At 30.0% G+C, this 24,731-nt stretch carries 24 protein-coding genes; 13 read left to right on the top strand and 11 right to left on the bottom strand.

From position 1 onward, the window contains the following. Positions 1 to 577 precede the first annotated feature (577 nt). From WG951_RS06385 to WG951_RS06420, 8 genes are all read left to right on the top strand, one after another. Complete coding sequence (locus WG951_RS06385; protein ID WP_146105316.1) at positions 578 to 1,258, top strand: hypothetical protein; 681 nt, start codon at positions 578 to 580, stop codon at positions 1,256 to 1,258. 16 nt (positions 1,259 to 1,274) lie between these two features. Next, complete coding sequence (locus WG951_RS06390) at positions 1,275 to 2,492, top strand: hypothetical protein (RefSeq protein WP_105050563.1); 1,218 nt, start codon at positions 1,275 to 1,277, stop codon at positions 2,490 to 2,492. 2 nt (positions 2,493 to 2,494) lie between these two features. Beyond that, complete coding sequence (locus WG951_RS06395; RefSeq protein ID WP_105050562.1) at positions 2,495 to 3,502, top strand: protein kinase domain-containing protein; 1,008 nt, start codon at positions 2,495 to 2,497, stop codon at positions 3,500 to 3,502. Next, complete coding sequence (locus WG951_RS06400) at positions 3,502 to 4,065, top strand: phospholipase D-like domain-containing protein (RefSeq protein WP_105050561.1); 564 nt, start codon at positions 3,502 to 3,504, stop codon at positions 4,063 to 4,065. Before WG951_RS06395 ends, WG951_RS06400 begins: the two co-directional genes overlap by 1 nt. Before the next feature lie 3 nt (positions 4,066 to 4,068). Then, entirely contained in the window at positions 4,069 to 5,490 is a 1,422-nt protein-coding gene (locus WG951_RS06405; RefSeq protein ID WP_105050560.1) for a protein kinase domain-containing protein, read from the top strand. Next, a complete protein-coding gene (locus tag WG951_RS06410) occupies positions 5,477 to 6,880 on the top strand; it encodes a DUF4407 domain-containing protein (RefSeq protein WP_105050559.1) in 1,404 nt (467 codons plus the stop codon). Before WG951_RS06405 ends, WG951_RS06410 begins: the two co-directional genes overlap by 14 nt. Next, entirely contained in the window at positions 6,873 to 7,172 is a 300-nt protein-coding gene (locus WG951_RS06415) for a DUF6804 family protein (protein ID WP_105050558.1), read from the top strand. Before WG951_RS06410 ends, WG951_RS06415 begins: the two co-directional genes overlap by 8 nt. Positions 7,173 to 7,935: 763 nt before the next feature. Then, positions 7,936 to 8,499: an HAD family hydrolase gene (locus tag WG951_RS06420; RefSeq protein WP_340915861.1), complete on the top strand. Its 564-nt coding sequence runs from the start codon at positions 7,936 to 7,938 to the stop codon at positions 8,497 to 8,499. Positions 8,500 to 8,638: 139 nt separating this feature from the next. Here the strand turns inward: WG951_RS06420 and WG951_RS06425 are convergent, their stop codons facing one another. Next, positions 8,639 to 9,631 (bottom strand): IS110 family transposase, encoded by a 993-nt coding sequence (locus tag WG951_RS06425; RefSeq protein WP_340914023.1) that lies wholly within the window; start codon positions 9,629 to 9,631, stop codon positions 8,639 to 8,641. Positions 9,632 to 9,919: 288 nt separating this feature from the next. Here WG951_RS06425 and WG951_RS06430 point away from each other — a divergent pair, with 288 nt between their 5' ends. The 4 genes from WG951_RS06430 (at position 9,920) to WG951_RS06445 (ending at position 11,929) form a co-directional block, all read left to right on the top strand. Continuing rightward, a complete protein-coding gene (locus tag WG951_RS06430; RefSeq protein WP_105050557.1) occupies positions 9,920 to 10,162 on the top strand; it encodes a hypothetical protein in 243 nt (80 codons plus the stop codon). Further along, positions 10,153 to 10,470, top strand: coding sequence for a type II toxin-antitoxin system RelE/ParE family toxin (locus WG951_RS06435; protein ID WP_105050556.1), 318 nt, complete (start codon positions 10,153 to 10,155; stop codon positions 10,468 to 10,470). Before WG951_RS06430 ends, WG951_RS06435 begins: the two co-directional genes overlap by 10 nt. 206 nt (positions 10,471 to 10,676) lie before the next feature. Further along, entirely contained in the window at positions 10,677 to 10,979 is a 303-nt protein-coding gene (locus WG951_RS06440) for a helix-turn-helix domain-containing protein (RefSeq protein ID WP_105050555.1), read from the top strand. After that, a complete protein-coding gene (locus WG951_RS06445) occupies positions 10,976 to 11,929 on the top strand; it encodes an IS3 family transposase (RefSeq protein ID WP_105050554.1) in 954 nt (317 codons plus the stop codon). Before WG951_RS06440 ends, WG951_RS06445 begins: the two co-directional genes overlap by 4 nt. A 1,020-nt stretch (positions 11,930 to 12,949) precedes the next feature. On the opposite strand, the gene WG951_RS06450 is transcribed toward WG951_RS06445, so the two are convergent. The 3 genes from WG951_RS06450 to WG951_RS06460 all read right to left on the bottom strand — a co-directional run bounded on the left by WG951_RS06450 (position 12,950) and on the right by WG951_RS06460 (position 16,041). Beyond that, entirely contained in the window at positions 12,950 to 13,816 is an 867-nt protein-coding gene (locus tag WG951_RS06450) for a hypothetical protein (RefSeq protein WP_105050552.1), read from the bottom strand. Between the two features lie 12 nt (positions 13,817 to 13,828). Beyond that, positions 13,829 to 14,530: a hypothetical protein gene (locus WG951_RS06455; RefSeq protein ID WP_105050551.1), complete on the bottom strand. Its 702-nt coding sequence runs from the start codon at positions 14,528 to 14,530 to the stop codon at positions 13,829 to 13,831. 617 nt (positions 14,531 to 15,147) lie between these two features. After that, positions 15,148 to 16,041: a hypothetical protein gene (locus WG951_RS06460; RefSeq protein ID WP_105050550.1), complete on the bottom strand. Its 894-nt coding sequence runs from the start codon at positions 16,039 to 16,041 to the stop codon at positions 15,148 to 15,150. Positions 16,042 to 16,493: 452 nt separating this feature from the next. On the opposite strand from WG951_RS06460, the gene WG951_RS06465 reads away from it, so the two are divergent. Beyond that, positions 16,494 to 17,102: a hypothetical protein gene (locus WG951_RS06465; RefSeq protein ID WP_105050549.1), complete on the top strand. Its 609-nt coding sequence runs from the start codon at positions 16,494 to 16,496 to the stop codon at positions 17,100 to 17,102. 89 nt (positions 17,103 to 17,191) lie between these two features. On the opposite strand, the gene WG951_RS06470 is transcribed toward WG951_RS06465, so the two are convergent. The 7 genes from WG951_RS06470 to WG951_RS06500 form a co-directional block, all read right to left on the bottom strand. Further along, positions 17,192 to 18,682 carry a M48 family metallopeptidase gene (locus WG951_RS06470; RefSeq protein ID WP_105050548.1) on the bottom strand — a complete coding sequence of 497 codons (1,491 nt, stop codon included), beginning with the start codon at positions 18,680 to 18,682 and terminating at the stop codon, positions 17,192 to 17,194. Positions 18,683 to 18,688: 6 nt separating this feature from the next. Further along, the gene (locus tag WG951_RS06475; RefSeq protein WP_211296756.1) at positions 18,689 to 19,846 is read right to left on the bottom strand and encodes a DUF6882 domain-containing protein; all 1,158 of its coding nucleotides are present in this window, start codon (positions 19,844 to 19,846) and stop codon (positions 18,689 to 18,691) included. A gap of 51 nt (positions 19,847 to 19,897) precedes the next feature. After that, positions 19,898 to 20,554 (bottom strand): hypothetical protein, encoded by a 657-nt coding sequence (locus WG951_RS06480; protein WP_105050547.1) that lies wholly within the window; start codon positions 20,552 to 20,554, stop codon positions 19,898 to 19,900. A 15-nt stretch (positions 20,555 to 20,569) separates the two neighbouring features. Then, positions 20,570 to 21,541, bottom strand: coding sequence for a hypothetical protein (locus tag WG951_RS06485; RefSeq protein WP_146105315.1), 972 nt, complete (start codon positions 21,539 to 21,541; stop codon positions 20,570 to 20,572). A 41-nt stretch (positions 21,542 to 21,582) separates the two neighbouring features. Continuing rightward, on the bottom strand, positions 21,583 to 21,993 hold the full coding sequence (locus WG951_RS06490) for a hypothetical protein (protein WP_105050545.1): 411 nt from the start codon (positions 21,991 to 21,993) through the stop codon (positions 21,583 to 21,585). Between the two features lie 107 nt (positions 21,994 to 22,100). Further along, the gene (locus WG951_RS06495) at positions 22,101 to 22,838 is read right to left on the bottom strand and encodes a LytR/AlgR family response regulator transcription factor (protein ID WP_105050544.1); all 738 of its coding nucleotides are present in this window, start codon (positions 22,836 to 22,838) and stop codon (positions 22,101 to 22,103) included. Beyond that, the gene (locus WG951_RS06500) at positions 22,838 to 24,688 is read right to left on the bottom strand and encodes a tetratricopeptide repeat-containing sensor histidine kinase (RefSeq protein WP_105050543.1); all 1,851 of its coding nucleotides are present in this window, start codon (positions 24,686 to 24,688) and stop codon (positions 22,838 to 22,840) included. Before WG951_RS06500 ends, WG951_RS06495 begins: the two co-directional genes overlap by 1 nt. Positions 24,689 to 24,731 lie beyond the last annotated feature (43 nt).

Consider the following 24,731-nt stretch of genomic DNA (forward strand, 5'->3'; position numbering starts at 1 on the left):
ATCTCGAAAATAATAACCAAACTAGGAAAAACAAAAAATAACTTTAGGCAACACCGTGTAAAAAAAATTGCTTAATTTTAGCTTAATAAAAATTAGTGGCTTTTCTATAAACTTCTATTTTCCTTCGGAAAATAGCCGTTCATTTTAATCGCAACTTTTCATAACACAACAACGTTGTAAGCAAGCTAAAAGCCAGCTGTATAATCAGCACATTTGTTTTTTTGACAACACATAAGCCAACGCTGAAAAAAACAAAAGAGCTGTTTTTTGCCAACGCTCGAAACAGGATTGAGGAAAACCGTAATTAAATAAATTGAAAATATTCTAAATTAGCAAAATTGAGTTGTTGTAGAATTGAAAAAAAAAGACTTGAAAATAAAAAAGGATAATATTAACTAAATAATAATTAACCAATATGAGTAATTCAAAACAATGGAGTTCTGCAACTCCAGGCTACATTATCTTTCTTGTAGACCAATCAGGTTCAATGAATGAAATTTATGCAGAAGGAAAAACTAGGTCGGAATTTACCGCTCTTGTGATTAATCGCACCATAAACGAACTCATCAACACAAATATGGACGGGGAAAAGGTAAAAGATCGTGTCTTTATTTCTATGATTGGATATGGTGGAAGTAGTTCACTTGCTGTTGATGACATTAGGTCTGATTATTTAAGTTCATTTGCTGACAATCCATTAAGAATGGAACAATTAAAAAAGAAAGTTTCTGATGGAGCTGGTGGATTAATAGAAATAGATGAACAAATGCCAATTTTTATCGAACCAACTGCAAATGGATTGACACCAATGGCAGATGCATTTTCTTTTACAAAAGAGTTAATTGAAGGATGGCTTCAAAAGAAACCTGATAATCCTGCACCAATTATCATTAATATTTCTGATGGATTGCCATATACAGGAGACTCAATTGATACTGCAAAGAATAATGCTATTTCTGTATCAAAAGAAATAATGAATATCAATTCAGCAGACGGTAACCCTTTAATCTTTAACTGTCATTTAGGAGTAGGACAATCTCACAGTTTTAATGAAAGTGAAAATGAACTTTCAGACGACCAAGCAAAATTTTTATTCAAAATTTCAAGTAAAGTTCCCGAATCTTACAAACAAGCAGCGGTCAAACAGGATTTTCAAGCTAAACCTGAATCAAGAGGGTTTGTTTCTAATGCAGATGCTCAAGCATTTATACAATTTATTAACTTTGGTTCTTCTGGTGGTTCAGACAAAATCGCTTAATCTTTAAATTGACTAGATGCAAATATCAATTAAAGGATATATCACGGCAAAAGAATCAGAATTATTTTATGACTGTGCCGACAGATATGCTTATAACAAATCGCAAAACAAATTCGCTATTTCTGATGGTGTATCTAAATCTTTCTTTCCCAAAATTTGGGCTGACGTATTAGTGAATAAATGGGTTGATTCTAAAGAATTTGATGAAGCTAAATTTATTTTAGACTGTCAAAAGGACTGGCTAAATCAAGTAACTGAAATCGTCAATAAGCCTGATTCAAAGTGGTTCACAAAAAATGCTTTCAATAGAAAAGAATCTGGATTGGCAACTTTTGTTGGGTTAAGATTCTACAAGAAAAAGAAAGAATGGTTTTGGAAAGCAGATGCGTTAGGCGATAGTTTTTTGTTTTTTGTCCCAAAAAAAATCAAAGATTTTTCAAAGGAATGTATTGTTTTATCTTCAAAACAAGAGCCCATTGTTTTTGACAATTTCCCAGATTATTTGAGCAGTTTAGGAAACAATCACAAAGGAGAGAAACAGTTGAAAGAAAATCTTTTGACTTCTGGCACATTCTATTTAATGACAGATGCTCTTGCAGAATGGTTCTTGAATGAAAAGGAAGATGCTATTAGTAAAATTAATGTTTGGCAAAATCAAAAAGATTTTGAACGTTTTGTGGTTGAAGAAAGGTACAATAAAAAACTAGGAAATGACGATTCAGCAATCCTAATGATTACGATTATAGAAGATGAAAAAGACGTATTAGACTATGTTTTAGAGGATGTTTCTGATATTAATGAACTTATAAAAGATGAACAAAAGGAAATTGAGGTTTCTAAAAAAGGTAAAGAAGAAGAATTAATTCTTCAAAAAGAAAACTCAAATTCTGAAATATCATCAGAAGAAATCAAACAAGAGGAACCTTTAGAAAAAGAACTACCTGAAGAAATAAAAACTGAAAATGAAAAGCAAAAGAAAGGATTCCTCAAACGAATATTCGGGAAAGAAGAAAATGTGGATTCTACTGAAGAAGTAGAAAAATCAGAAAAACACCAGAAAGAAGAAGAAGAAGAACCTTCTTCAAAAGACCGAGAAAATAAAATCGAGATTGAGAAACCTGATGATTCAGAAAAGAACGAAAGCCAAGAAAGTGAAACAATAAGTGAAAAAGAATCTGAGGTAAAAGACACAATACCAAAGAACTCTCCTAAAAATGCTATAGATAAATTCTAATTATGTCAAATTATCCATCCAGAACAGACATTGTAACCGCAATGCGAAATCCGCACGTTAGTTTTAAATCAAACGAAATAATTGGTGGTTCCGTTATTCAGAAAGGTTCAAGAATAATTCAATATTCCGGAGGCTATACAACTGTATTTCCATTTCATAAGCAAACAGGAAATAAAGTAGCTGTTCGACTTTGGATTGCAGACATTGGAGATGCAAAAAAACGTTCACTTGAAATTTCTAATTATTTAGAAAATTTGAATAACGCATATTTCGCAGGATTCAAATATATTGATGATGCAATATTAGTAAATGGTACGTTACATCCAATTGTTCTTATGGATTGGGTGGATGGTCAAACTCTAAAAGAATATATTAACTCCAATATTACAGACACATCTAAAATTCTTGGTTTAGCCGAGAAATTCAAAGAAATGACAGCGTATTTCCATAAAGAAAATATAGCTCACGGAGATTTACAGCACGGAAATATTTTAGTAAAAAGTGATGGTTCACTTGTCGCTATTGATTATGATTCAATGTTTATTGAACCATTAAACGGAATGTCCGACACCATAAAAGGTTTACCAGGTTACCAACATCCTACGAGGCATAGTAATCAATTTGTAAATTCAAGATTGGACTACTTCTCTGAACTTGTAATATATCTTTCTCTTTTAATTTATGCTGATACACCTAAATTATGGGATGACTACTATGAAACAGAAGATTTGCTTTTTTCAAAAGATGACTTTGCAAACCCAAGCAATTCAAAGCTAATTAGCAGTCATTTAAAATCGGCCAATCCAACAATTTCTGAACTTACTGAAAAGATGGTGGAGGAATTAAAAGCTACTGATATTTCTCAATTACGCCCTTTAGAAGACTTGTTGATAAATAGACGAGAAGTAGCCAAGGATAATATTTTTGATAAGTGGGAGAAGCAACCAAATCCAGCTGTAAAAAAAAAAGTCTCGTTGCCTGATAAAAATGACATCACAAACAAATTTTAATGGTAAAAGCTTACTTCGAAAATATTCATCTCCAAATCATTCATCATATCGAGAATGCACAATCTGATATTAAGATTTGTGTTGCTTGGTTTACTGATTTTGAAATCTATTCAAAATTGGTTGACAAACTAAAAGAAGGATTGAATATAGAAGTAATTGTTGCAAATCATAAGTTCAATAAAAAATCAAGAGTTGATTTTAAAGACTTCTTAAAATTCAAAGGTAAGGTAGGTTACATAGGTAATCTTAACGATAGTTCTAGGGATAGTTTTATGCACAACAAATTCTGCATCATAGACAATAACATTGTAATTACTGGTTCATATAATTGGTCATTTAAAGCAAGAATGAATGATGAAAACATCCTAATCATACAAGATGATAGTTCATTGACAAAACAATTTGAAAACAAGTTTTTTGACCTTAAGCCGCAATTTGGATTTGCGATTAAAAACAATAAAGTGGCATTGCTACCCATAGAAAATATAATGGCGAAATGGGATAAGAAGCCAGCTGGTAAAAAAACGTCAAACAATACTTCAAATATTTTAGACAAATTTTAATTTATGGCAAATAAGCAGGACATATTAACATCTATAAAAAATCTAGACCTCTTCTTAAAAGTTCTTGCTTTAAAAGGTGCAAAAGCTAGAATCAATAAAAATGGAAATCCATTTGTTTATGTAGGTGGTTTCAATATGGTATTTCAATTGACCCATAAAAGTAAAAAATGGGCATTTCGGGTTTGGCACGTTCCAATGGGCGAAAATAAAGAACGCTATTTAAACATATCAAAATACTTAACCTCTAAAAAGTTACCCTATTTCGCAGAGTTTATATATGACGAAAAAGGACTCCTTGTAAATGGTGAATTGGTTGATACGATAAGAATGGAATGGTTGGATGGTATGCTTTTCAAAGAATACATTGAAAAGCATCTAACGAACTCATCAATATTAGTTTCATTAGCCGATAATTTCTTAAAAATGTGCCAAGATTTAAGGGATAACCAAATTTCTCACGGAGACTTGCAAGAAGGTAATATTTTAGTAACCGAAAATGGAAATATAAAGTTAGTAGATTACGATTCTATTTGTATTCCAGAAATTGAAGGTCAAAAAGAATTTGTAACGGGGCTTAAAGGTTATCAACATCCATCACGTTTTAAAGGTGGAAAAACCTCTTTAAAAGCTGATTACTTTTCAGAATTGATTATTTATTTGTCAATTCTCGCCATAGCTGAAAAACAAGAACTTTGGGAAAAATATCAAGTTAAAGACACACAATATTTATTATTTTCCGAAACTGATTTCGAAGATTTAGAAAATTCAAAAATCTATAAAGACTTATCTGGCCTTTCTTTAAAAATTGACAAGCTTCTTGCTATTTTAATTGAATATTTAAAAACTGTAAATTATACAGAATTAAAACCTTTCCTCCTTTATTTGGCTCCTCCTGTGATAACAAAATTCACAAGTGACAAAGAAGTATTAATGCAAGGGAGTGAAATGAGCCTTGCTTGGGAAGTTGAAAACGCATTAAAAGTCTCAATAAATAATGGTATAAATGAAGTTGAGCATATTGGAACTGAAATTTTAAAACCACAAGATAATTTTGAATACGTTTTAACTGCAATCGGTTTTAATGAAACCGTTGTTAAAAAACTTGAAATAAAGGTGTTTCCAACACCGATTATAAAAAGTATTCAAGTCCCAATTCCATTGTTTGAGAAAACGACCAATTTAGAAGTAAATCTTCCAGAATTTCCACATATAGAATTAGGAATAAATAATTTATCCAATAACCTAAATGTGAACTTCAACAATAATATTAATAGTTCTTTTGAAGAAATAAAGTTCAACTCACTTGATAAAAATTTCAGCAGCCTAAATGCAAAAAAAGGAGGTTTGAAGAATGTTTTTCAAGCCATAAATAATAGTAAAATCATATCCAGAATATTTAAGAATCAACCGAATGAAAAGAATTAACAGATTTTTTTGGTGGTGTGCAGGCGCCAATATTGAAATTTTAAAAGAATGTCCTACTGACCACTCAAAATATTTCGGTGTAGGTGGAACAATCGTATTTACGGCATTAATGGCGAGTTTTGCTGGAGGCTATGCTTTTTTTACAGCGTTTAAATCTGTAATGCCATCCTTATTTTTTGGTGCATTTTGGGGTTTGTTAATTTTTAACTTAGACCGATATATAGTTTCAACAATAGGAAAAGGCGATGGAACACAAAAAATTACAAAGGAGGAATGGAAAATAGCAGCACCACGGTTATTGATGGCCGTTCTTTTAGGATTTGTAATTTCTACACCTTTGGAGTTAAAGATATTTGAAACAGAAATACAAACGGTTGTTGAACGATTGAAGATTGACAAGGCTGAAGATTTAAAAGGTAGAGATGTTTCATTTAATGACGAATATGATAAACTTAATAATCGATTAACAAAAGTTGAAAGTGATATAAGTAATTTAACTAATAATAAAAAGAAACTGACTGAAAATGCGGGGGCTTATTATGAAGAACGAAAGAGTGAGTTAAAAGTAGATTCTAAACAGAAAGAATCTGAACTGAACTCGGTTCAAAGTAAAGTAAATAGATTACATAGCAATTACATCAGAGCTATAAATGATTCCCTACCATTAAGTACAATTAGTAGTCGTAAATACACAAGAGATGTTCAAATAGGTGTTAGAAATAAATTGAGAGAAGAGAAAAAAGAATTAGACCATCAAATTGTAGAATTAACAGAAAATAAAGGAGAAGCTATAACAAATGAACAACAAAAGATTGATAAACAGATTTCATTATTGATTACTGAAAAAGAATCATTGTTGGATAAAAAAACACAGATGGAAACTACCCGAACTGCCAAACGGGAAAATTATGACAATAAAGTAGAAAATTATGATGGTTTTGCGGCTCACCTTGAAGCATTGAGTATTTTAACTAGTGAAAAGTCAGCAATTTTTTGGGCAAAATGGCTAATCACACTTTTATTTATTTTTATTGAAGTAGCTCCAGTTTTGTTTAAACTGATGGCAGAATCAGGGCCTTATGACGATATAATGGATCGGCTGAAACATGAATCTTTTGTGAGAGAGAAACAAAAAATATCAGATATAAATGATAGTATAAACACTTCAATAAAAATCTCAACAGAGAAAAATCAGAATAGGCTCGATGCAGAGATTGCAGGAAACAAGGCTTTGCTCAATAAAATGGCTTTAGCACAAGCAGAAATTGCTGAAATCGCAGTAGAAAAATGGAAAGAAGAAGAATTGAAAAAATTGAATAATGGTGTTAATCATATCATAAATAACAACGGTCAAGAAAAAAACGAAACATCTGAAAAATCAAATGGTTAGAAAAATAAAAATTGTTTTAGTAATATTGATGTTTCTATGCTTGTTAGATATGCCTTATGGATTTTATCAATTTGTCCGATTTGTAGCATTAATTGGATTTGCAATTTTGGCATATAAAGCGAATGAAGAAAATAAAAATACGGAAATGACTATTTATGGTGGACTTGCAGTACTCTTTCAACCGTTTTTTAAAATCGCACTTGGAAGAGAAATGTGGAACATTGTGGACGTGATTGTCGGAATTGGACTTATTACAAGTCTGTTTATGAATAGAACAAAAAGCCAACGCTAAAAAGCCATACACATTTGCAATTCGCACCAGCCAACGCTACGCCAAAAATTGCAAAAGAGTATGTCTTGCCAACGCTCACTTCCGAACGAACAGAAAACCTCGGAAAACCAAGCAGGACGTGGAAAGCCTGTGTACAACAACGTATAAAAAAAATTGCTGGTAAAAGCCAATTTACGAAAGTCCTCGCGGACTTTCTATTTGGTTTTTATTTGCTAAATTTAGTGTTTAAAACACGCAACTTTTCTTATACAACAACGTTGCAAGTAATTGGCGGAAACCACTCAGACACTTGAAATTTGCGGTTCAAAACTCTTGAATTTAAAAACGGAAAAAAGCTAGACACTCTCTCGCTCGGCAAAATTTGTAAAATTGGAGAGTTTTAGAAATTTAATCAAAATCAATTTACTCAAACCTTGAGAACCCCAAATTGCGGAATTTAGCAAAATGCCGGAATTTTCACTCAAACCCTGAATTTAGCAAGTTTAAGGAATTTAGCAAAACACGAAAAATCTAGAGCCTGAAATTCACTCAAACCTTGAATGACAAACTTGGCGGAATTACCACTCAAACGTTGAATTTTGAAAAATGAAAAAATACTACAAACTGAAAAAAAAACCAACTACTTGCAACACCGTTTATAAAAAATTGCTAAATTGTGCCTTATCAAAACTAGTCGCGTTTTTGTAAACCCCTATTTTCCTTCGGAAAATAGCCGTTCACTTTTAAACGCAACTTTCCCATAAACAACAACGTTGCCCACAATTTGAGAGAAACCGAACAAATATTATTAATTCTGGATTTAGACGAAACTCTAATCCACGCAACTGAAAAGAAACTCGATATCGAATCTGATTTTCAGTATGCGGAATATTTCGTTTATAAACGCCCGAATTTAATTGAATTTCTGACAGAAATGAACGAACACTTTAAACTTGCTGTTTGGTCATCTGCTGACGATAAATATGTAAATGATGTTGTAAATTTAATTAAACCGACTGAAATAGAATTTGAATTTGTTTGGGCAAGAAGTAGATGTACTTTAAAACGTGATTATGAATTGGATAAATATGTGCGAGAAAAAAGATTAAAAAAAATAAAGAAACAAGGTTTCCGACTTGAGAAATCTCTGATTGTAGATGATTCACCTGAAAAGACAAGAGATAATTTTGGAAACGCAATTTATGTGCAACCCTACGAAGGAAATTTAAAAGACAACGAATTGACTCTACTCTCTGAATTTCTTAAGTCTATTAAGGATTCTGAAAATGTGAGAGGAATTGAAAAAAGAGGTTGGCGGAATAAAAACTGTGGGCAACACCGTATATAATTCATTGCTAGTACTCGCCTACTTACGAAAATCCTCGCGGATTTTCTATTCGGTTTTTATTTGCTAAATTTAGTGTTTAAACCACGCAACAAACCATATACGTATTCCAAGATCAAATCCTAATAAAATTTAGTTTTTTTTAAGCCATATGATTTTGAAGTACAACATAGGGCGTTCCTCTTTTAACAACCGCAAATGCTCTTGCTATTAGTTTATTTCTCACATTGTTTATCGCTAACATTTTATCTTTTCCTTCTGCTAATTTTTTTTGATAATATAACTTTAGTTCACTATCATGTTGTATAGCAGAAACACTTGCCATACTCAACAAACTTTTCATTTTTCTATCTCCTAAATAATGACACTGTTTTCGCCTATGAATACTGGTTCCAGAGCTATGTTCAAAAGGTGCGGTTCCACAATAACTAGAGAACGATCGCCAGCTTTTAAACCTCGTAAAATTACCTGTATGATAAATAAGTTGACAAGCAACAACAAAGCCAATTCCTCTCATGCTTCTAAGTAATTCGTAGTTTTTACTCATAGAAATATCGTCAAAAATTATTTCTTCAATTCTAATTTCTATTGCCTTGACTTGTTTTGTGAGATAGTCAATACTTCGTTTTAAACTGATACAACCTAAATCTGTTGTAGAGCTTGTTAAAAGTACTTTCATCTCTTTTAAAGTACCTTTTAAACCTGAATTATTTCTAACCAACTGATCTCTTAAAGCTAACAATCTACCCAACTCTAAATGAGCGCTACTTTTAACAGTACTTGGAGTTAATTCCTCCCGGTAAAGCCAACCATACCTAGCAATTACCTGAGCATCTAACTTATCAGTTTTTTCTTTTACAATGCCAGATGAACGTTTAATTTTTAACGGACTCTCCTCTACGTAAATAACTTTTTTACTGTGTAAATAAAGTGCCAACTTTAAGGAATAATAACCGGTATTCTCAAAACAATAAAAAACAGCACTCTCTTTTGTTGCTTTTAAAACCCATTTTATTAGGCTTTTGTAACCAGTTAAATCGTTCTTAAACTCTTTGTGTACTTGGGCATGATAACAATAAGCATCAATCGTCTTTTTTGACACATCAATTCCTACTACTTCTTGGTAATTTTTCATATTTTTACAATTAGAATGATTAAATATGTTGCAAAAACTACTTCCTTTATCGGGGTTTTATACGCCTAGTATTCCAAATGGTTCTTTGCAACTTTATAGAAACAGAGGACTCGTACGTGTAAGGGACCTTCAAATCTAAAACACGTTATAGTTCTCCTCTGTTACTACATAAAGATATTTAATACAAACTAAAGAAATACGTTGGCAACAAGCTGTAAAAAATCCGTTAAATCAAGAAAAGTAAGAATTAAATTGAAAATTTTGTATCTTTGATAAAAAACAATAACAATGGATTTAGAAGCAAGAAAAATAACGTTTGTTCAAGAATTTTTAAGACTGCAAAACGTAGAAATTGTTAGTGGGCTTGAAAAATTATTGCGAAAAAGAAAAGCTGAATTGATTGAAAACAATTTCAAACCAATGACAATGGAGCAATATGATGCTGAAATTGACCAAGCAATGGAGGATTCTAAAAATGGTCGAATGATAAAAGCAACAGATTTAAAAGCTAAAATCCAAAAATGGAGCTAGAAGTTTATTGGTTAGAACTTGCTGAAAATAAACTTGAAGATATTTACGGTTATTATTTAATAAAAGCGAACAAAAAAGTTGCCGAAAAATTAGTTAATGGAATTGTTGACTCAACAATAGGAATTGAGAAACAACCAGAAATTGGACAAATTGAAATTAGCCTAAAGCACAGAAAACAAGAGTTTAGATACCTCGTTTTTAGAAATTACAAAATAGTATATTGGATAAATTATGATTTCAACCGCATTGAAATCGCAAATGTGTTTGACACAAGGCAAGATCCCGAAAAAATAAATGAAATAAAATAAAGCCAGTTGCCAACACCGTGTAAAATTAATTACTAGTTTTAGCTAATTTACGAAAGTCCTCGCGGACTTTCTATCTGTGTTTTATTTACTAACTTTAGTGCTTAAAACACGCAACTAATCTTACACAACAACGTTGGGCACAATATGAAAATTGAAGCGTCCTGAAATAGGTTGACTAAAAATTAAACATTTAATTATAGTCACTTATGAAAACACAAAAAGAACACTGGCGAAAAAAAAGCTACGAAAAAGTAACTTTAGAACTCAAATTATCTGTCGTTGACCAAATTCAAAATGGCCAGATTTCTACAAACTTTGCTTCCATAAAATACGATATTCCTAGAACTACTATTTCATATTGGATTAGAAAATATAGTACCTTAGCTCAACAAAATAAAGGTATGAGTAAACTAGACGAAATAAAAAAACTAAAGGAACGTATTGAAGAACTAGAGTTTGTAAAGGACTTTCAGCAAGATATTATTGCCGATATGGAAATCATTACTTGAGTCGATTTGTCAAAAAAGTCGCTACCCAAAACATTAGCAAAAGAGATAGAACTAAAGAAGAAAAACATTTTAAAAGAAAATGGCTCTATCAATGTTTTGGGATTAGTAAACAAGCCTTTTACAAAAGAGAAAAAGTAAAACAAAGTAAAGCGATAAACGACACTAAAATAATTACGATGGTCAAAGAGTATCGTAAAAAAGTAAGCTCCAGAACTGGAGGTAAAAAACTCTATAAAGAACTTAAAAATCAGTTGATAGAACTAGATATTAAAATCGGTAGAGATAAGTTTTTTGATGTATTAAGACTGCATAATTTACTCGTACCTAAACTCAAAAACTACATAACTACCACAAACTCTAATAATCTATTTAAAAAACATAAAAACCTCATTCAAAACAAAATACCTACTAGACCCGAACAACTTTGGGTAAGCGATATTACATACATTAAAACAGAAAAAGGACACAACTATTTAGCAATTGTAACCGATGCATACTCTAAGAAAATTATGGGATATAAATTAGATGACCATATGAGGGTATCACTCTGTAAGGACGCTTTAAAGATGGCTTTAAAAAACAGAAAATATCCATCTAAAAAATTGATTCATCATTCTGATAGAGGTATGCAATACTGTTGCCCTGAATATACCCAGTTTGCTGAAAATAATGGAATAACAATGAGTATGACAGAGCAATATGACCCATATGAAAACGCTATTGCAGAGAGAATCAATAGAACTTTGAAATATGAATACGGACTTAGAAACTGTCTTAAAAACACTCATATTGCTCAAAAATTAGCTGAACAAGCTGTAGATATTTACAATAATTTAAGAACACATTTTAGCCTAGACTTAAGAAAACCAGCAGAAGTACATTTAAATCCAAACATCAAATACAAATCGTATCGAAAAAATAATGTAAATTTGACGGAACTTACAATTTAAAAACAAACCTAGTTCAAATTATTTTTTTGCCTTCTAAACGGCTAAAAAAAATCTTTTGAACGTCTAAATAAACCTAAAAAAAGGTCAACATATATCAGTATAATACACGTTATAGCAAATATTAAATATGTCTAATTGGAAACAAAACTTTCTGAATGAACTTAAAACTAATCCAAAACGATTTTTTCTGATTGACGCTTTCGGAGCTTTACTAACTGCAATTTCATTATTTGGAATCTTAGCACAATTGGAACCGTATTTTGGAATGCCTAAAAAGACATTATATCTATTATCTGGAATTGCCTTTTGCTTGTTTATTTACTCGATAAGCTGTAACAAGTTTATTAAGTTAAATTGCATACCTTATTTAAGAATATTAATAATTAGTAATATTATCTATTCGTTAATTTCCCTTGGACTGTTAATTAAGTATTCTGAAAAAATTACTGAACTAGGATGGGTATATTTCATCCTTGAATTATTAATAATTGGAATAATTGTTATTGCGGAATATAAATTATACTTAAATCAAGTTAGGAAATTAAATACAAAAATTTGAAAAGAAAATAAAAGTCTGCAGGTAACAAAAACCTTAGCATAAAAACATAAACTTTAAAATATATAAAGAATTAAAATATATAAAGAATTAAAATATAGTTTAATAGCGCTAAATGTTGATAAAATGCTTTTACGTCTAAAAAATCGAGTAAAATATTTAAAATTAAACATCTTCTATAGCATCTTTTAATATTATAATTTCACCAAAAATGATAAACATAAAAAAAAAGTAAAAGTCTATGTTAATGATAAATTATATTTAAAAACTTTGAAAAAACAAATACAGAATATGAATTTGGATAAACAAGATAGAATTAAAAGTATAAAAAACTACTGCTAAAACCATTTACATAAATACTACTAATCATATACAGACAAAAAATAATTAAAAGAAAAAAAGGCAATGATAAAAAATCACTACCTTAATTTATTAATTATACAACGCTATTTAGATCGTCATATTTATTTTATATCTAAAAATATACCTCCAGAAATAGATGGGCTAGCGTATATAATACGTCCGCTTATAGCTGATGAATAATTTAAAGAAAAACCAATTTTTGGTGTAACATAGTAATTTATTTCTGCACCTAAGCTTACAAATTCAATATTATTTGCAAAAATACTACCTTGTGAATTCTGGCTATCTAAGCTTCCGTTTTTTAATGAGTTTAAAACATCACCTTTCCCTATAAGCCATAATTTATCTTTTATAATATTAGCTCCAAATTCTAAACCTGTTCTAAATTCATCAGAAAAGCCTTTGGTTCTATTGTTAAACCCTAAATAAGCTTTAGAATAAACGGGTAATTTCCCGAGGTGATAAGATATTCCGAAATCTGTTCTTAAGTTTTGATTGAATTCCCCATCACCTGTTTGAAAACTACCATCGCTACCTCCTTGGTTGTTCCCTGTAGGTAACCCAAAACTTAATGTTGTAGACCAAGCATAATTTTTAATATTAAGAATACCGTATTTTACTCCAAATTCTATATCTCCCACACTATTAAAACCTTCACCTTTTTCAATAACTTCTCCTGTAGTTCCTGAAACAACACTGTTTTCAAAAGTTCTAGAAAAGAAAGGGATATAGGCAATAACATCAAACTTGTTTGAAATACCATATTCTCCGTATAAATTTATATTAAATAAACCTCTTGTTGTGTTAGGATCTGTTTCTCCTGTGTCTGTATAGTGCTTATCAGCCTCTAAATACCATGCAGATAGTTTATAAAATCCTTTGTTTTTTTCGTGTGTCCATTGAGAAAAAACAGAATTAGAAAATGAAATAATTGCTATAACTATTAATATGTTTCTTTTTAAAATCATTTTTAAATAAATTTAATTATTAAATTTTCCATCGCCTACTTTAACTCCAAATGGTTTACACCAATAAAGTAAATATTTATAATTGTTTATACCTTGATTATTTATAGTATAACTATGTTCACCTTTAAAAACGGTAACTTTTCCAATTTCTAAAGCGCCATTTATAGAGTTTGGATTATTTGTTAAATAGACATATAAACCAGGAAGTGCTGTAGTTGCTTCGTAATCACTTTGTATATCTATTAAAATATTATCTGTATTTTCAATTTCAGAAACAGTAAAAGACCCCTGTAAATTGTAACTACTTGTTGTTCTTATAGTGTTTACTTCTGGAGTGTTAGTGTTAGTATTAGGCACTTCTGGTTTTTCTGTAACAGTAATACTTATAGTGTCTTCAGTAGGTAGTTGACCTTCTTTAATTACCTGAGCCTTTATAACTGCTGTTCCTTCAGATAAAGCTGTTATTAAACCAACACTATTTACACTTAGTACAGCTTCGTTATTACTAGACCAGATAATATTTGTACTTTCTGGTTGACCTACATTATTAAAATAAGTAGCTTCTAAATTAGCGGTTTGTGATATGCTAATACTTTGCGTTGTGCTTAAAATTCTTAATTCTGGTTCAACTTCATCTATAATAACATCTTCTCCGATGCAGTTATAACATATTAGTGTGATTGCTAAAATTATTAATAATTGTATTTTTTTCATACTTTTTAAAGATTTAAGTATGTTGTCGTATGTCTTTTCTAGGAATTACAAAATAATAATAATTTTGGGTTTAGAATTTTACAAAAAATTTAACAATTTACAGGCTATACTTAGAATTTGGTGTTTTGTTTTAAGTAATATTTTAAGATTTTATATAATCAGTTAAGAAATTTTTTAATATTATAAAAGTTCTCATTCGTAAAAAACAAATTAAAACCTCTTAATAAAAGTACAATCTAGAGTCCTATATTATAAGTATAGAAAGTGGTGACAAATTAACCAAAACATATAAAGATGGTGGTACCATTTTGCTTTCTTTTTTGGAAGAGATTCTAGACAAGCTGATTCAATAAAAGTTATATATAATATAAAGTATAAAGATTATAATTATAAAAAAAACTGATGAAAGTAACCTTATTTTTAACCTTACAGGTAATACAGTTGAAATCTATACTTTTACTGTAGATGATTTTAAAAATGCAGAAGATTGTAATTAAAAAACTTTACTTTTTATCCTTTATAAAATTAAATTAAAAACAAAAGAGGTTATCTTAAAGAGATAACCTCTTTTTATGCTATAAAAACTAATAATTGTTTATTTACTTTATTTTAAAAAATTAGTTTTCTCTACAAAAACCAACATTTTTAAATCTAACTGTTGCAGTTCTATCTCCTGTATCATTTGCTCCATAAACACCATATCTAACATAAACACCAGTTGTTGTATATGTATGGTTTAGGTTTTTATATTTAGAACTAGTCCCTCTCCAAACTCTTATAGCTGTGTATGCATTACCAACAGAATTATAACCTGTTTTAAATGTTAAATCATACTCTAAACCTTTAGTTACTTGTCTAAAAAAAGTAATTGTTCTAGCTCCACTATTAGTTGTTGTGTAAGGTGTTGTAGATTCGTGAGTATATAAATTAAATTTATTAGGGTCACTTGTTTTTGTTGCATAGAGTAAAATAACAGCACTTTCTGCAGTTTGCCCAGTTCTTTGTCCTGCAACAATAGTTCCTACGGCATGTGCTTGTACAATACAGGTTTGCTCATCACTTAAGTCGTCTATAATAAACTTATAAGATAGTTTTCCGTTTCTATTATTTGCACGATTTATATCCTTAAAATGACGCTCTACTCTTGTTTTTGTGCCTGCGTATCTTGTAGAAGATCCTGTTATTTGATATTTACCATAATTACCATAATTAGAGTAACCACCACTATTTGTTCTACAATCTAAGGTTCCTATATTTTTTGGACTAGTTACATCATTACACGTTTGTGCACTAGACGCACTTGGGCCTAAAGTAGGAAATGATGTTTCATTACAACTTACCCTTGCATAGACCTTAGGTTCTTTATCTTTAATAGTTTCTATACCTGCTTCTGATGAGTCATTATTTAAAAGCATTTCGTCTTCATTTGAGCAAGATGATGCTACAATACCAAAGAACAATACCAATAATATTTGTTTTGTTAAATTAATCATTTTTTGTTTTGTTTTCATTTTAATTAAATTTAGGGTTAGTTTTTATAAATAGATTTTTATTAGAAAATCTCATTTGTAAAACTATAAGAATAATTATTTTAGCCTGTCCTGTATTGTTTTTGATATGCAAAATAAAACAAGATAATTTAAATAGTTACTCTTAAAACTACAGCACTAAAAACCTATTTACCTTTACTATTTTACATTTAATTTACCATAAAAAGCCACCCTTTTTACTTGCTTCTTTTAAAACACAATCCTATGCCAACTTTAACCTAATCTTACTTGTATAAAATAGAAAATTAAAGCATTTAACCTTTGATAAAAATTTCTTTTAAACCCAATATTAAATAGAAATCATATAAATAATGTAATTTTACCTGCTTAAAGATTAAAAACCCTAGCTGATTTATTTTCGATAAAAGAATCAATCTACATCAGTAAAACGATTTAAGTACAGTTTACAAAAAATGAAAAATCTATTATTACTATTAATTTTAATATATAGCACAACCAATGGTATTGTAGCACAAACGGAAGTTCAAAAGAAAAAAGCAGAAGATTATTACCAAAAGCAACCTCAACTAAAAAGATATACCAACACTTGGTATTGGTTATTTGGTTCTTCAAATAGTAACGATAACCTTTCTAAAAACAAAATGGTTTCTTGGGAACTAGAAGATGGTGGTTGGTATGCTGGCTTAGGTAAAAATGAAAACTATACGGGATACGGAATTCAATTTAAATCAAAAAACAATAGTTATATTTTTAGCAATTGGAAAAACACAAAACCAAACGGTATGACGTTATCTCAAAGTCTTGATTATAGTTTTATGGGAACTTACCAAGATGCTGTTAAAAATGGTTTTGGAATTACAAAATGGTCTAACTACAAACCCTTTAGCAACAACAATTATAAAAATGTAATAAAATATGTTGGTGAATATAAAAACGGAATATGGAGTGGATTTGGTATTCTCTATTTTAGAGATGGTACTTACAAATCTGGAATTTTTGTTGACAGCATATTAAGTAAAGAATTACCAAAATTAGAAGTTTTAGAAGCTTTAGGTTTTTAAAAGAAAAAGGCAGTAATTTAAAATTACCACCCTTCTTATTGCTGTAGTAAAAATCCCCCAATTCTTAAACAGCACTTATAAACTTTTTATTAGACTCCTTGTGCATCACCAATAACACGATCTATAAAATCTGTATTGATATACAAAAGTCTTGCTAAGTTGTATAAAACATTTACTTCACTATCATCTATTTCTCCATCGGCATAAGAAATAATAGATAAATCTCTTAATATATTTAGCTTTTGCATTACAGACAACACAACGTCTAAATCTTTAGTAAGTTGTTGTACCTCTTCAATCATTTCATCTTCTGTAAGACCTTTTATAGTCATCATACAATTGGCAAAAACTTTAGGCGCCACAATACTACTTAGTGCTTGTATTTCAGAATCGTCTACAACACCATCGGCATTAGATATTAAATAACCTCCTAAAAACATTAAACGTTGTATTTTTTCAGAATGTTCTCCTTCTTCTTCTAAGTTTTCTGGTTCCATTAAAGACATAATACGTTTAATTTCTACCTCCATAGCTTCTTCTGTAATTTCTCCAGAAACAGACGTATTAAAAGCGGCATACGTTTCACTTTTATTAAAAAGTTCTAGAGCTTTAATTCTTAAAGGACTAAAAGGATGAGTACTATACCAATCTGATGGATCTAAATTAGAATCGTTTAAAACCTCTTCTAAATCTACAAATTGCTCTATGTAAGCATTTAATTGAAAGTCTAATGAATCTGTGGTTACACCAGACGATAATTTAAAGAAAGTACGTCCTACAGCTTCAAAGTTTTGGCAACATAATAAACCGGCTCTATCTGCACTAATTTCTGCATTTCTGTTCCAAGCATACAATTTCATGGCATGGATAGGCGCTAAATCATTTTCTCCTGTATCTAATATTTGTCTTACCGGATAATCGAAGTGTTCAAAAAGCACATGGCCTATTTCATGACCAACTACAAAAGTTAACTCTTCTTTAGAAAAACGTTCTAAGATTCCTGAGGATAAAATAATGTATAATTTATTCTCATCTGGCGGATAGCAAGAAGCGTTAAAAGTATCTCCTTGGTACACAAAAAACTCAATATCTGCTTTTAACTTTAAGGTACTTTTACAATGCTCACCAATTTCATGAAGCATTGGTGCTAAGGTTTTTGTAAGCCTTAAACTAGATTTTAACAAATGTTTTCTAGACTTAAATTTCCCACTATTTTTGTTTACCTTTTCTAACGTTTTTTGTATCAACTCGTCTTGCTGAAAAGCAATTACGTAATCTCTATCACCATCATATACTAATAAATTTAAATCGATATCGGCTCTGTTATTCGTATAAATTTCTGGTGCTGTATCTACAATTGCTTTATGGTTTAAAGCATTTATTTCTTCAATACGTTTGGTGTATTCTGATGCCAATTCTGTTGTTATATTTTGAAATACAACACTGGCTTCTTGTATTTTTTCGAAATTTCCTGATGCTTGTGCATCATTTAAATCGGTTAACATTTTTTCTTGTGCTGCGTTTAAAGCAGCTTGATGTTCTTTTTCTAATTCTGAAAGTGTTTCTGATATATATGACATACTATTTTAGGCTTGAACAGTTAATTTTGAATTAGATATTTTCATTAATCGACCTTTTAAGTCGAAAATTCCAAGAATTTGATCATCTCCATTTTTAGCAACAATATTATTACCTGGCAACTCTACTTCGTACCCTTTTCCTTTTAAATAAAAATACAAACTGTATTTATGAGGAAACGTATAGTTTGCGGCTATCTTTGTAAAATGAGAACAAATTAAAGCAGGCACCGTTCTTGCTTTGCTATCTGCTTCTGCAGATGTTATGGTAACATAAACCGTTAAGCCTTTAAAAGTTAATGGCACGTAACAACTTTCTTTTGCCATTGCAGAAATTATTGTAGAAAAATAAACTCCCGGATCTGAACTAAATTCTTTTTTAGATGTAACAAAATCTTCAATTTGATAAGCCTCTCCTATTGCTTTTGCTGCTAAAGCTGTTTGTAAAAACTTCTCTGGAATACCACTTTGTGTATTTGCCCAAGCCCATAACCAACTTTTTTCATTTTCAGAATAAGTACCTATCACCTGAATGTCAAAAACTTTATCGTCTCCGTAGGTTAATTTACCTTCTAACATATCGCAACTCCAACCTAAACCTTCTACCATTTCTCCAAAAATCTCCTGTTTTTCGGTAGAAACTACAAACGATTGATTATACAATTCTTGAATAGTTACTTTTGTTGTTTCTGCTGATGCTTCTTGAGCACTTTCTGTTTCCGTAGATGCTGCATCCGAAGTTCCTTCTGCAAATTCTTCTAACTTTTCTTCTAATAAAGAAATAATACGAGCTGTTTTTCTATCTACAGCATCGGCATTTATAACAGGGCTATGATTTATTTTTAAAACGCCTTCTTCAAATGTAATTGCACGTTCTAAATTATGCTCTTCGTTTTCATTAATAATAATTACATTTTTTAATCCAGCTTTTAAAAGTTCAACACCCATTTCATCTATACAAATAGCTTTAAAAGCTTCTATTAATGGTAAAAAATATATTTTAGGAAACGTATCATTGTACAAGTGAGAGAAACGATCTTCCATTAAAGTGTTCCAAGAAATATCTAAAGGAACGGCAAAACCTGCTGCGGTATTAATTTCTGTTTCTAATGCCGGAAATAATTCTTTTTGAAATGCTTGAATAATTCTTTTTTCTTTAAGTCCCATAATTTTTATTTTATAATTTATTAATTGTTTAAAATGATTTTTTTGTTTGTTTTATAATATTTGAAGTAATTTTTCTTCTAAAATATTCAATAAGTTTTCTGGTAAAGCTTTATCAATTGCAATTGATATTGTTAATACTCCAGATTGATTATCAACACCTAACTTATTTTCTTGTTGCAGTACAATTCTATCAATACCTTGCCATGCTTCTTTACCTAAAATATCTTTTGTAATTTCATCAACAGTACTTTTTAATGCGGTAAAAACATCTTTAATATTTAATCGATTGTTTAATTCTCCTAGCGGAAGTTTATCAACATTAAATTCCTTTATTTGATTTCCTAATAGGCTTTTTTCACTTTGTAACCAGCGTTTTAATTGTAAAACCGTTAGATTTTCATTTTCTGATGATATGGGCCTGCTAATAGCACCTTTAGATAATTCAACTACCATTTTTTTAGGTTGTTTTACTATAACAGACACAATACTGTGCGTATTAAAAAAGAGTACATCTTCATTCTGAGAAAGCATACAAACCGATTTATTGTGGTTATGATCTTCCTTTAAATCTAGAATTATGCCTTCTAGATACGTTCCATTATTTAAAGAAATAGCAATTAAAACAGCTTCTTCTTTCTTAAAAACAGATCGTAAGATTTCCTCTGGCGTTTGGGCTACAAACGCTTTATAGTATGATATTTTTTCCATGATGTAAATTAGATATTATGAGTGTTCTATAAGAAATTGGTAATCTTCTGGTAATTGGTCTATGAGATACAGAAAAATTCCGTCTCTAGAAGTTGTTTTGTAATCGTAATAGGTTAAGGTTTCCTTCACTAAATTAGGGTAACTCATTTTTACGACATACATACCAACACCTTCAGTTAAATTTTTATTTGTTTCGGGTCTTTTTAATGGCTCGTGTTTTTCGAAAGCGATGTAAAATGAATTTAAATCTTTTTGATTGACCCAAATGTTACTCAAATACACAGGAGAATTTGGTTTAGAAAATTCTTGTTCTACAATATGGTTTATATGTACTGCTTTTATAGACCCGTAATTATTAGCAACAATAGCGTGCTGTTTGTATCTATAAGATTCGTTGCTATCATTAAATGTATTGGGCTTAACAATCAACTCATAAAAACCTTTTGCTTCTTCTTTAATTTTAAATTCTATATGCGCTTCTCTGGTCCAGGTCTTTGGATAATCTTCTAAAATGGCACTAATTTTATCTGAAAAATATTGAAACTCTTTAAATGTTGGTTCGCTTTCTAAGCCAATACTAATGGTATGATTAAATACATTAACATCCATATTAAAAACATCCTTATCTAATGCTTGGTACAACGCTTCTCTTAATACAATTTCTTGTTTTTGATAATGAGTTAAGGCCTCTATACTTCTATCTTCTGTATAATGAAACGGAACATAAAGTGCATTGTCTTTTGCATTCCATTCAAAATTTATAACAATGTTACGGTTTTCTTTAAGTGCTAATTCTACCCAAAACAAATTAGGATTCATGTTTGCTGCATTAAAGTTTCTTTTAAAAGTTAAAATCTCATATTTGTTATGATGATGCTCTTTTAAATAGGCTACAAACCCTTTTTTTGCTTTCATATTAGAAACGCCACAACCAACCAGCAAGAATAGAATTCCGATTAAAATACTATAAAAAATAAATTTATACATACCAATATTATTTACCAATTACACAAAGCCTTGCCCTTTGCTTATAAATTATTTTCTAATAAATTAACCAATACTTTCGTCCTGCTATCAACATCATCTGCATTTAAAATAGGACTATGGTCTACAGTTAAAACTCCATTAGAAAATGCATACGCATTAGTAGGATTGTGGTGGTCTTTGGTATTTAATATGTGTATTTCTTTTAAGCTTTCTGCTAAAGCTTCTTTCCCCATTTCATCTGCCGCAATAGACTTAAAAGCCGCTACAAGTGGTAAAAAATATATTTTAGGGTACGAATCGTTGTATAAGTGTAAAAAACGATCTTCAAATAAAGTACTCCATTCAATGTTTAAAGGAACATCAAAACCTGCAGCTGCTATTATTTGTGCTTTTAATTCTGGAAATTGTTCTTCTTGAAATGTTTTTGTAAATCTGTTTTCTTTTAATCCCATGATATTTTAATTTAAAGGTTATTTCTTTGTATACCTCAAAACTAAGACTTGATTAGGATGATTTTAAAACCGTTTTACATATGCTCTTTTTCGTTTTATATTCGCATTTATAAGCTATCTAAAACCTGTTTTAAGTACGATTTTTTACGTGTAGCAACAGGTATTATTTCTTGGTTTGTTAAGTGAACCGTATTGTTAGCATTCACCTTTTTTATGTATTTTATATTTACTAAATGAGATTGATGCACGCGTACAAAGGTGTGTTCACTTAAAATATTCTCGTAGTATTTTAAATTACGAGCACTCATTATTTTTTTATCAACTGTATGAAAAACAGTATACGCTCCGTCTGATTGGCAACGTACAATATCTTTTGTTTGCAAAAAATACTGAGCATCCGCAGTTTTTATTAACAAGGTTTTCTCAATTTCCTTTTTATTAATTTCAGAAACCTTGTCTAAAGCATTTTTATAAACTTGTTCTTTTTTATAACCAATTCTAAAGCGATCTATACATTCTGATAACTCTTCAGAATCTATCGGTTTTAGTAAATAATCTATGGTATCAAATTTTATTGCTTTTATTGCAAACTCATCATACGCAGTGGTAAAAATTATTTTAAACGCAATACTCTCTAAAGCTTCTAAAATCTGAAATGCATTTCCGCCAATTAATTCTATATCTAAAAAAACTAAATCTATCGGTTCCTTTTTTAGAAACGAAATAGCATCTGTAACATTATCTATTTTTGCAATAACCTCAATATCTTTCTGAGTATATTTTATCAGTTTATCTAATGTATTTAAAGCATTAAATTCGTCTTCTATTATAACGGCTTTTATCATTATAGTTTTAATTTAAAAAATACTTTTGTTCCAGAAGGCTTGTTGTTTTCATCAAATAAATCTTGAAGAATAAAGGATTTCTCTTCTCCTTTTTTTCGCATTTTTAAACGTTCTTTAAAAATAGCTGTAGCGTGTAAATCTTCCGTTAATTCTTCTTGCTTAGCTTTTGATGATCTGCCTAAACCGTTGTCTAAAATTACAAATAACAATTCTTGTCCTTCCTTTTCTATTTTCAATTGAAGCTTCCCTCCTTCTTTCTTCTCTTTTAATCCATATTCTATGGCATTTTCTAAAAAAGGTTGCAATAACATTGGTGGCACTTGTATTTTTGTAGTATCAATAGAGTTGTTAATTTCTAATGAATAGGTAAAAACATTATTAAAACGTAATTGTTGTGTTTCTATATAATTAGAAATCATGGCAATCTCTTTATCTAACGAAATAGCATCTTTTCTAACATAATCGAAATTTTGTCGAATCAGCTTAGAAAATTTTGCAATATAATTAGATGATTTTATAGGATTTCCTTCTAAAGTGATATTCTGAATCGCTGCCAAGGTGTTAAAGATAAAATGAGGATTCATTTGTATCCGTAGTAAACTTTGCTCTAATTTAGATGCTTTATTAGCTGCTCTTAGTTTTGTATTGTATATATAAAAAGCAGTTACTATTGCTAACAAAACAAATAACAATACGGTACTTATTAAAAGCCACTGGTTTCTACTATTAATTTCTTTTTGATGATTTATTTCAGTTTCCTTTTGTTTAACTTCATAATTAACATTTGCAAAATTTAAAAGTCTATTTTGTTCTAATCTACTCACATTTAATTGTAAACTATCTCTAATTATTTGGTTATCTAAAGCTTTTACATAATCTCCAGACATAATTGCTATTGCAACAAGTTTATCTCTTACCTCTATTTCATCCTTAGCATTATTATTAGAAACATAAATATTTAAAGCTTTCTTATAATTAATTGCTGCCGAATCGTTTTTAGCTCGCAATAAAAACAGGTTTCCCAAACCTTTGTAAGGTGAAGCATTTACATCTTTTATATTTTTGTTTAAAGTAGCAGCACCTCTTAGAAATTTTTCAGCACTTTGGTATTCGCCAGCTTCTATGTAGGTATATCCTATATTATTTAGAACACTTGCTAATATTTTAGGGTTTCCTGTAGCATGACTTAACTGCATTGCTTCAGAATAACTTTTTAAAGCTTTGTTGTATTCTTTTAGCTGTAAATAAACGCTGGCTTTGTTGTTTTTTATTGATATGATAGAAGCGGTATCAATTCCCTTAGAAAACAAACTATCGGTTACTTTTATATAAGACAATGCTTTGTTGTAATCTTTTAATTTAAAATGAAGATTAAATAACTGATTATACGCTTTACCCTCAATACGCTTATCTTCTATTAATTTAGCCAAATGCAGCGCCTTTAGTGCATACATTTGCGATGTTTCTATGTCTCCCATATGAAGAGAAGCACCACTTAATGTAATTAAACATCGTCCCTGATTATAAGTATCTTTTAATTCAACAAATAATTCATAACATTTTAAATGCGTATTCAGCGCTTCATTATATTTAAAATTTAGATATAAAAATTCTCCCTTTTTAAATAAAAACATAGCTTGCTCTAAAGACGTTAAATCTTTATTATTTTGCAGTAAGCTATCTAATTTAAAGAGAGTTTGTTGTGGTACTTTTTGACTTAAGCTATCTATGCTAGTTAGTTTTTTTTGTATATCAGGGCGAATAACATCTTGCCTAGAACATGCTAAAAATAATAGTAGTAAAGTGATAGCAAAAATTAATTGCCTTACTCTTTTGTTTTTTAAAATCATAAAAGAAAAACGGAATAACAATTTGAATAAGCTAAAATACATA

The organism is Polaribacter butkevichii (assembly GCF_038024105.1).
Lineage (GTDB): Bacteria > Bacteroidota > Bacteroidia > Flavobacteriales > Flavobacteriaceae > Polaribacter > Polaribacter butkevichii.

Excerpts from the sequence above, each read along its gene's own strand:
- WG951_RS06385 (WP_146105316.1), top strand. The coding sequence starts at position 578 with ATGGACGGGGAAAAGGTAAAAGATCGTGTCTTTATTTCTATGATTGGA.
- WG951_RS06390 (WP_105050563.1), top strand. The coding sequence starts at position 1,275 with ATGCAAATATCAATTAAAGGATATATCACGGCAAAAGAATCAGAATTA.
- WG951_RS06395 (WP_105050562.1), top strand. The coding sequence starts at position 2,495 with ATGTCAAATTATCCATCCAGAACAGACATTGTAACCGCAATGCGAAAT.
- WG951_RS06400 (WP_105050561.1), top strand. The coding sequence starts at position 3,502 with ATGGTAAAAGCTTACTTCGAAAATATTCATCTCCAAATCATTCATCAT.
- WG951_RS06405 (WP_105050560.1), top strand. The coding sequence starts at position 4,069 with ATGGCAAATAAGCAGGACATATTAACATCTATAAAAAATCTAGACCTC.
- WG951_RS06410 (WP_105050559.1), top strand. The coding sequence starts at position 5,477 with ATGAAAAGAATTAACAGATTTTTTTGGTGGTGTGCAGGCGCCAATATT.
- WG951_RS06415 (WP_105050558.1), top strand. The coding sequence starts at position 6,873 with ATGGTTAGAAAAATAAAAATTGTTTTAGTAATATTGATGTTTCTATGC.
- WG951_RS06425 (WP_340914023.1), bottom strand. The coding sequence starts at position 9,631 with ATGAAAAATTACCAAGAAGTAGTAGGAATTGATGTGTCAAAAAAGACG.
- WG951_RS06430 (WP_105050557.1), top strand. The coding sequence starts at position 9,920 with ATGGATTTAGAAGCAAGAAAAATAACGTTTGTTCAAGAATTTTTAAGA.
- WG951_RS06435 (WP_105050556.1), top strand. The coding sequence starts at position 10,153 with ATGGAGCTAGAAGTTTATTGGTTAGAACTTGCTGAAAATAAACTTGAA.
- WG951_RS06440 (WP_105050555.1), top strand. The coding sequence starts at position 10,677 with ATGAAAACACAAAAAGAACACTGGCGAAAAAAAAGCTACGAAAAAGTA.
- WG951_RS06450 (WP_105050552.1), bottom strand. The coding sequence starts at position 13,816 with ATGATTTTAAAAAGAAACATATTAATAGTTATAGCAATTATTTCATTT.
- WG951_RS06455 (WP_105050551.1), bottom strand. The coding sequence starts at position 14,530 with ATGAAAAAAATACAATTATTAATAATTTTAGCAATCACACTAATATGT.
- WG951_RS06460 (WP_105050550.1), bottom strand. The coding sequence starts at position 16,041 with ATGAAAACAAAACAAAAAATGATTAATTTAACAAAACAAATATTATTG.
- WG951_RS06465 (WP_105050549.1), top strand. The coding sequence starts at position 16,494 with ATGAAAAATCTATTATTACTATTAATTTTAATATATAGCACAACCAAT.
- WG951_RS06470 (WP_105050548.1), bottom strand. The coding sequence starts at position 18,682 with ATGTCATATATATCAGAAACACTTTCAGAATTAGAAAAAGAACATCAA.
- WG951_RS06475 (WP_211296756.1), bottom strand. The coding sequence starts at position 19,846 with ATGGGACTTAAAGAAAAAAGAATTATTCAAGCATTTCAAAAAGAATTA.
- WG951_RS06480 (WP_105050547.1), bottom strand. The coding sequence starts at position 20,554 with ATGGAAAAAATATCATACTATAAAGCGTTTGTAGCCCAAACGCCAGAG.
- WG951_RS06485 (WP_146105315.1), bottom strand. The coding sequence starts at position 21,541 with ATGTATAAATTTATTTTTTATAGTATTTTAATCGGAATTCTATTCTTG.
- WG951_RS06490 (WP_105050545.1), bottom strand. The coding sequence starts at position 21,993 with ATGGGATTAAAAGAAAACAGATTTACAAAAACATTTCAAGAAGAACAA.
- WG951_RS06495 (WP_105050544.1), bottom strand. The coding sequence starts at position 22,838 with ATGATAAAAGCCGTTATAATAGAAGACGAATTTAATGCTTTAAATACA.
- WG951_RS06500 (WP_105050543.1), bottom strand. The coding sequence starts at position 24,688 with ATGATTTTAAAAAACAAAAGAGTAAGGCAATTAATTTTTGCTATCACT.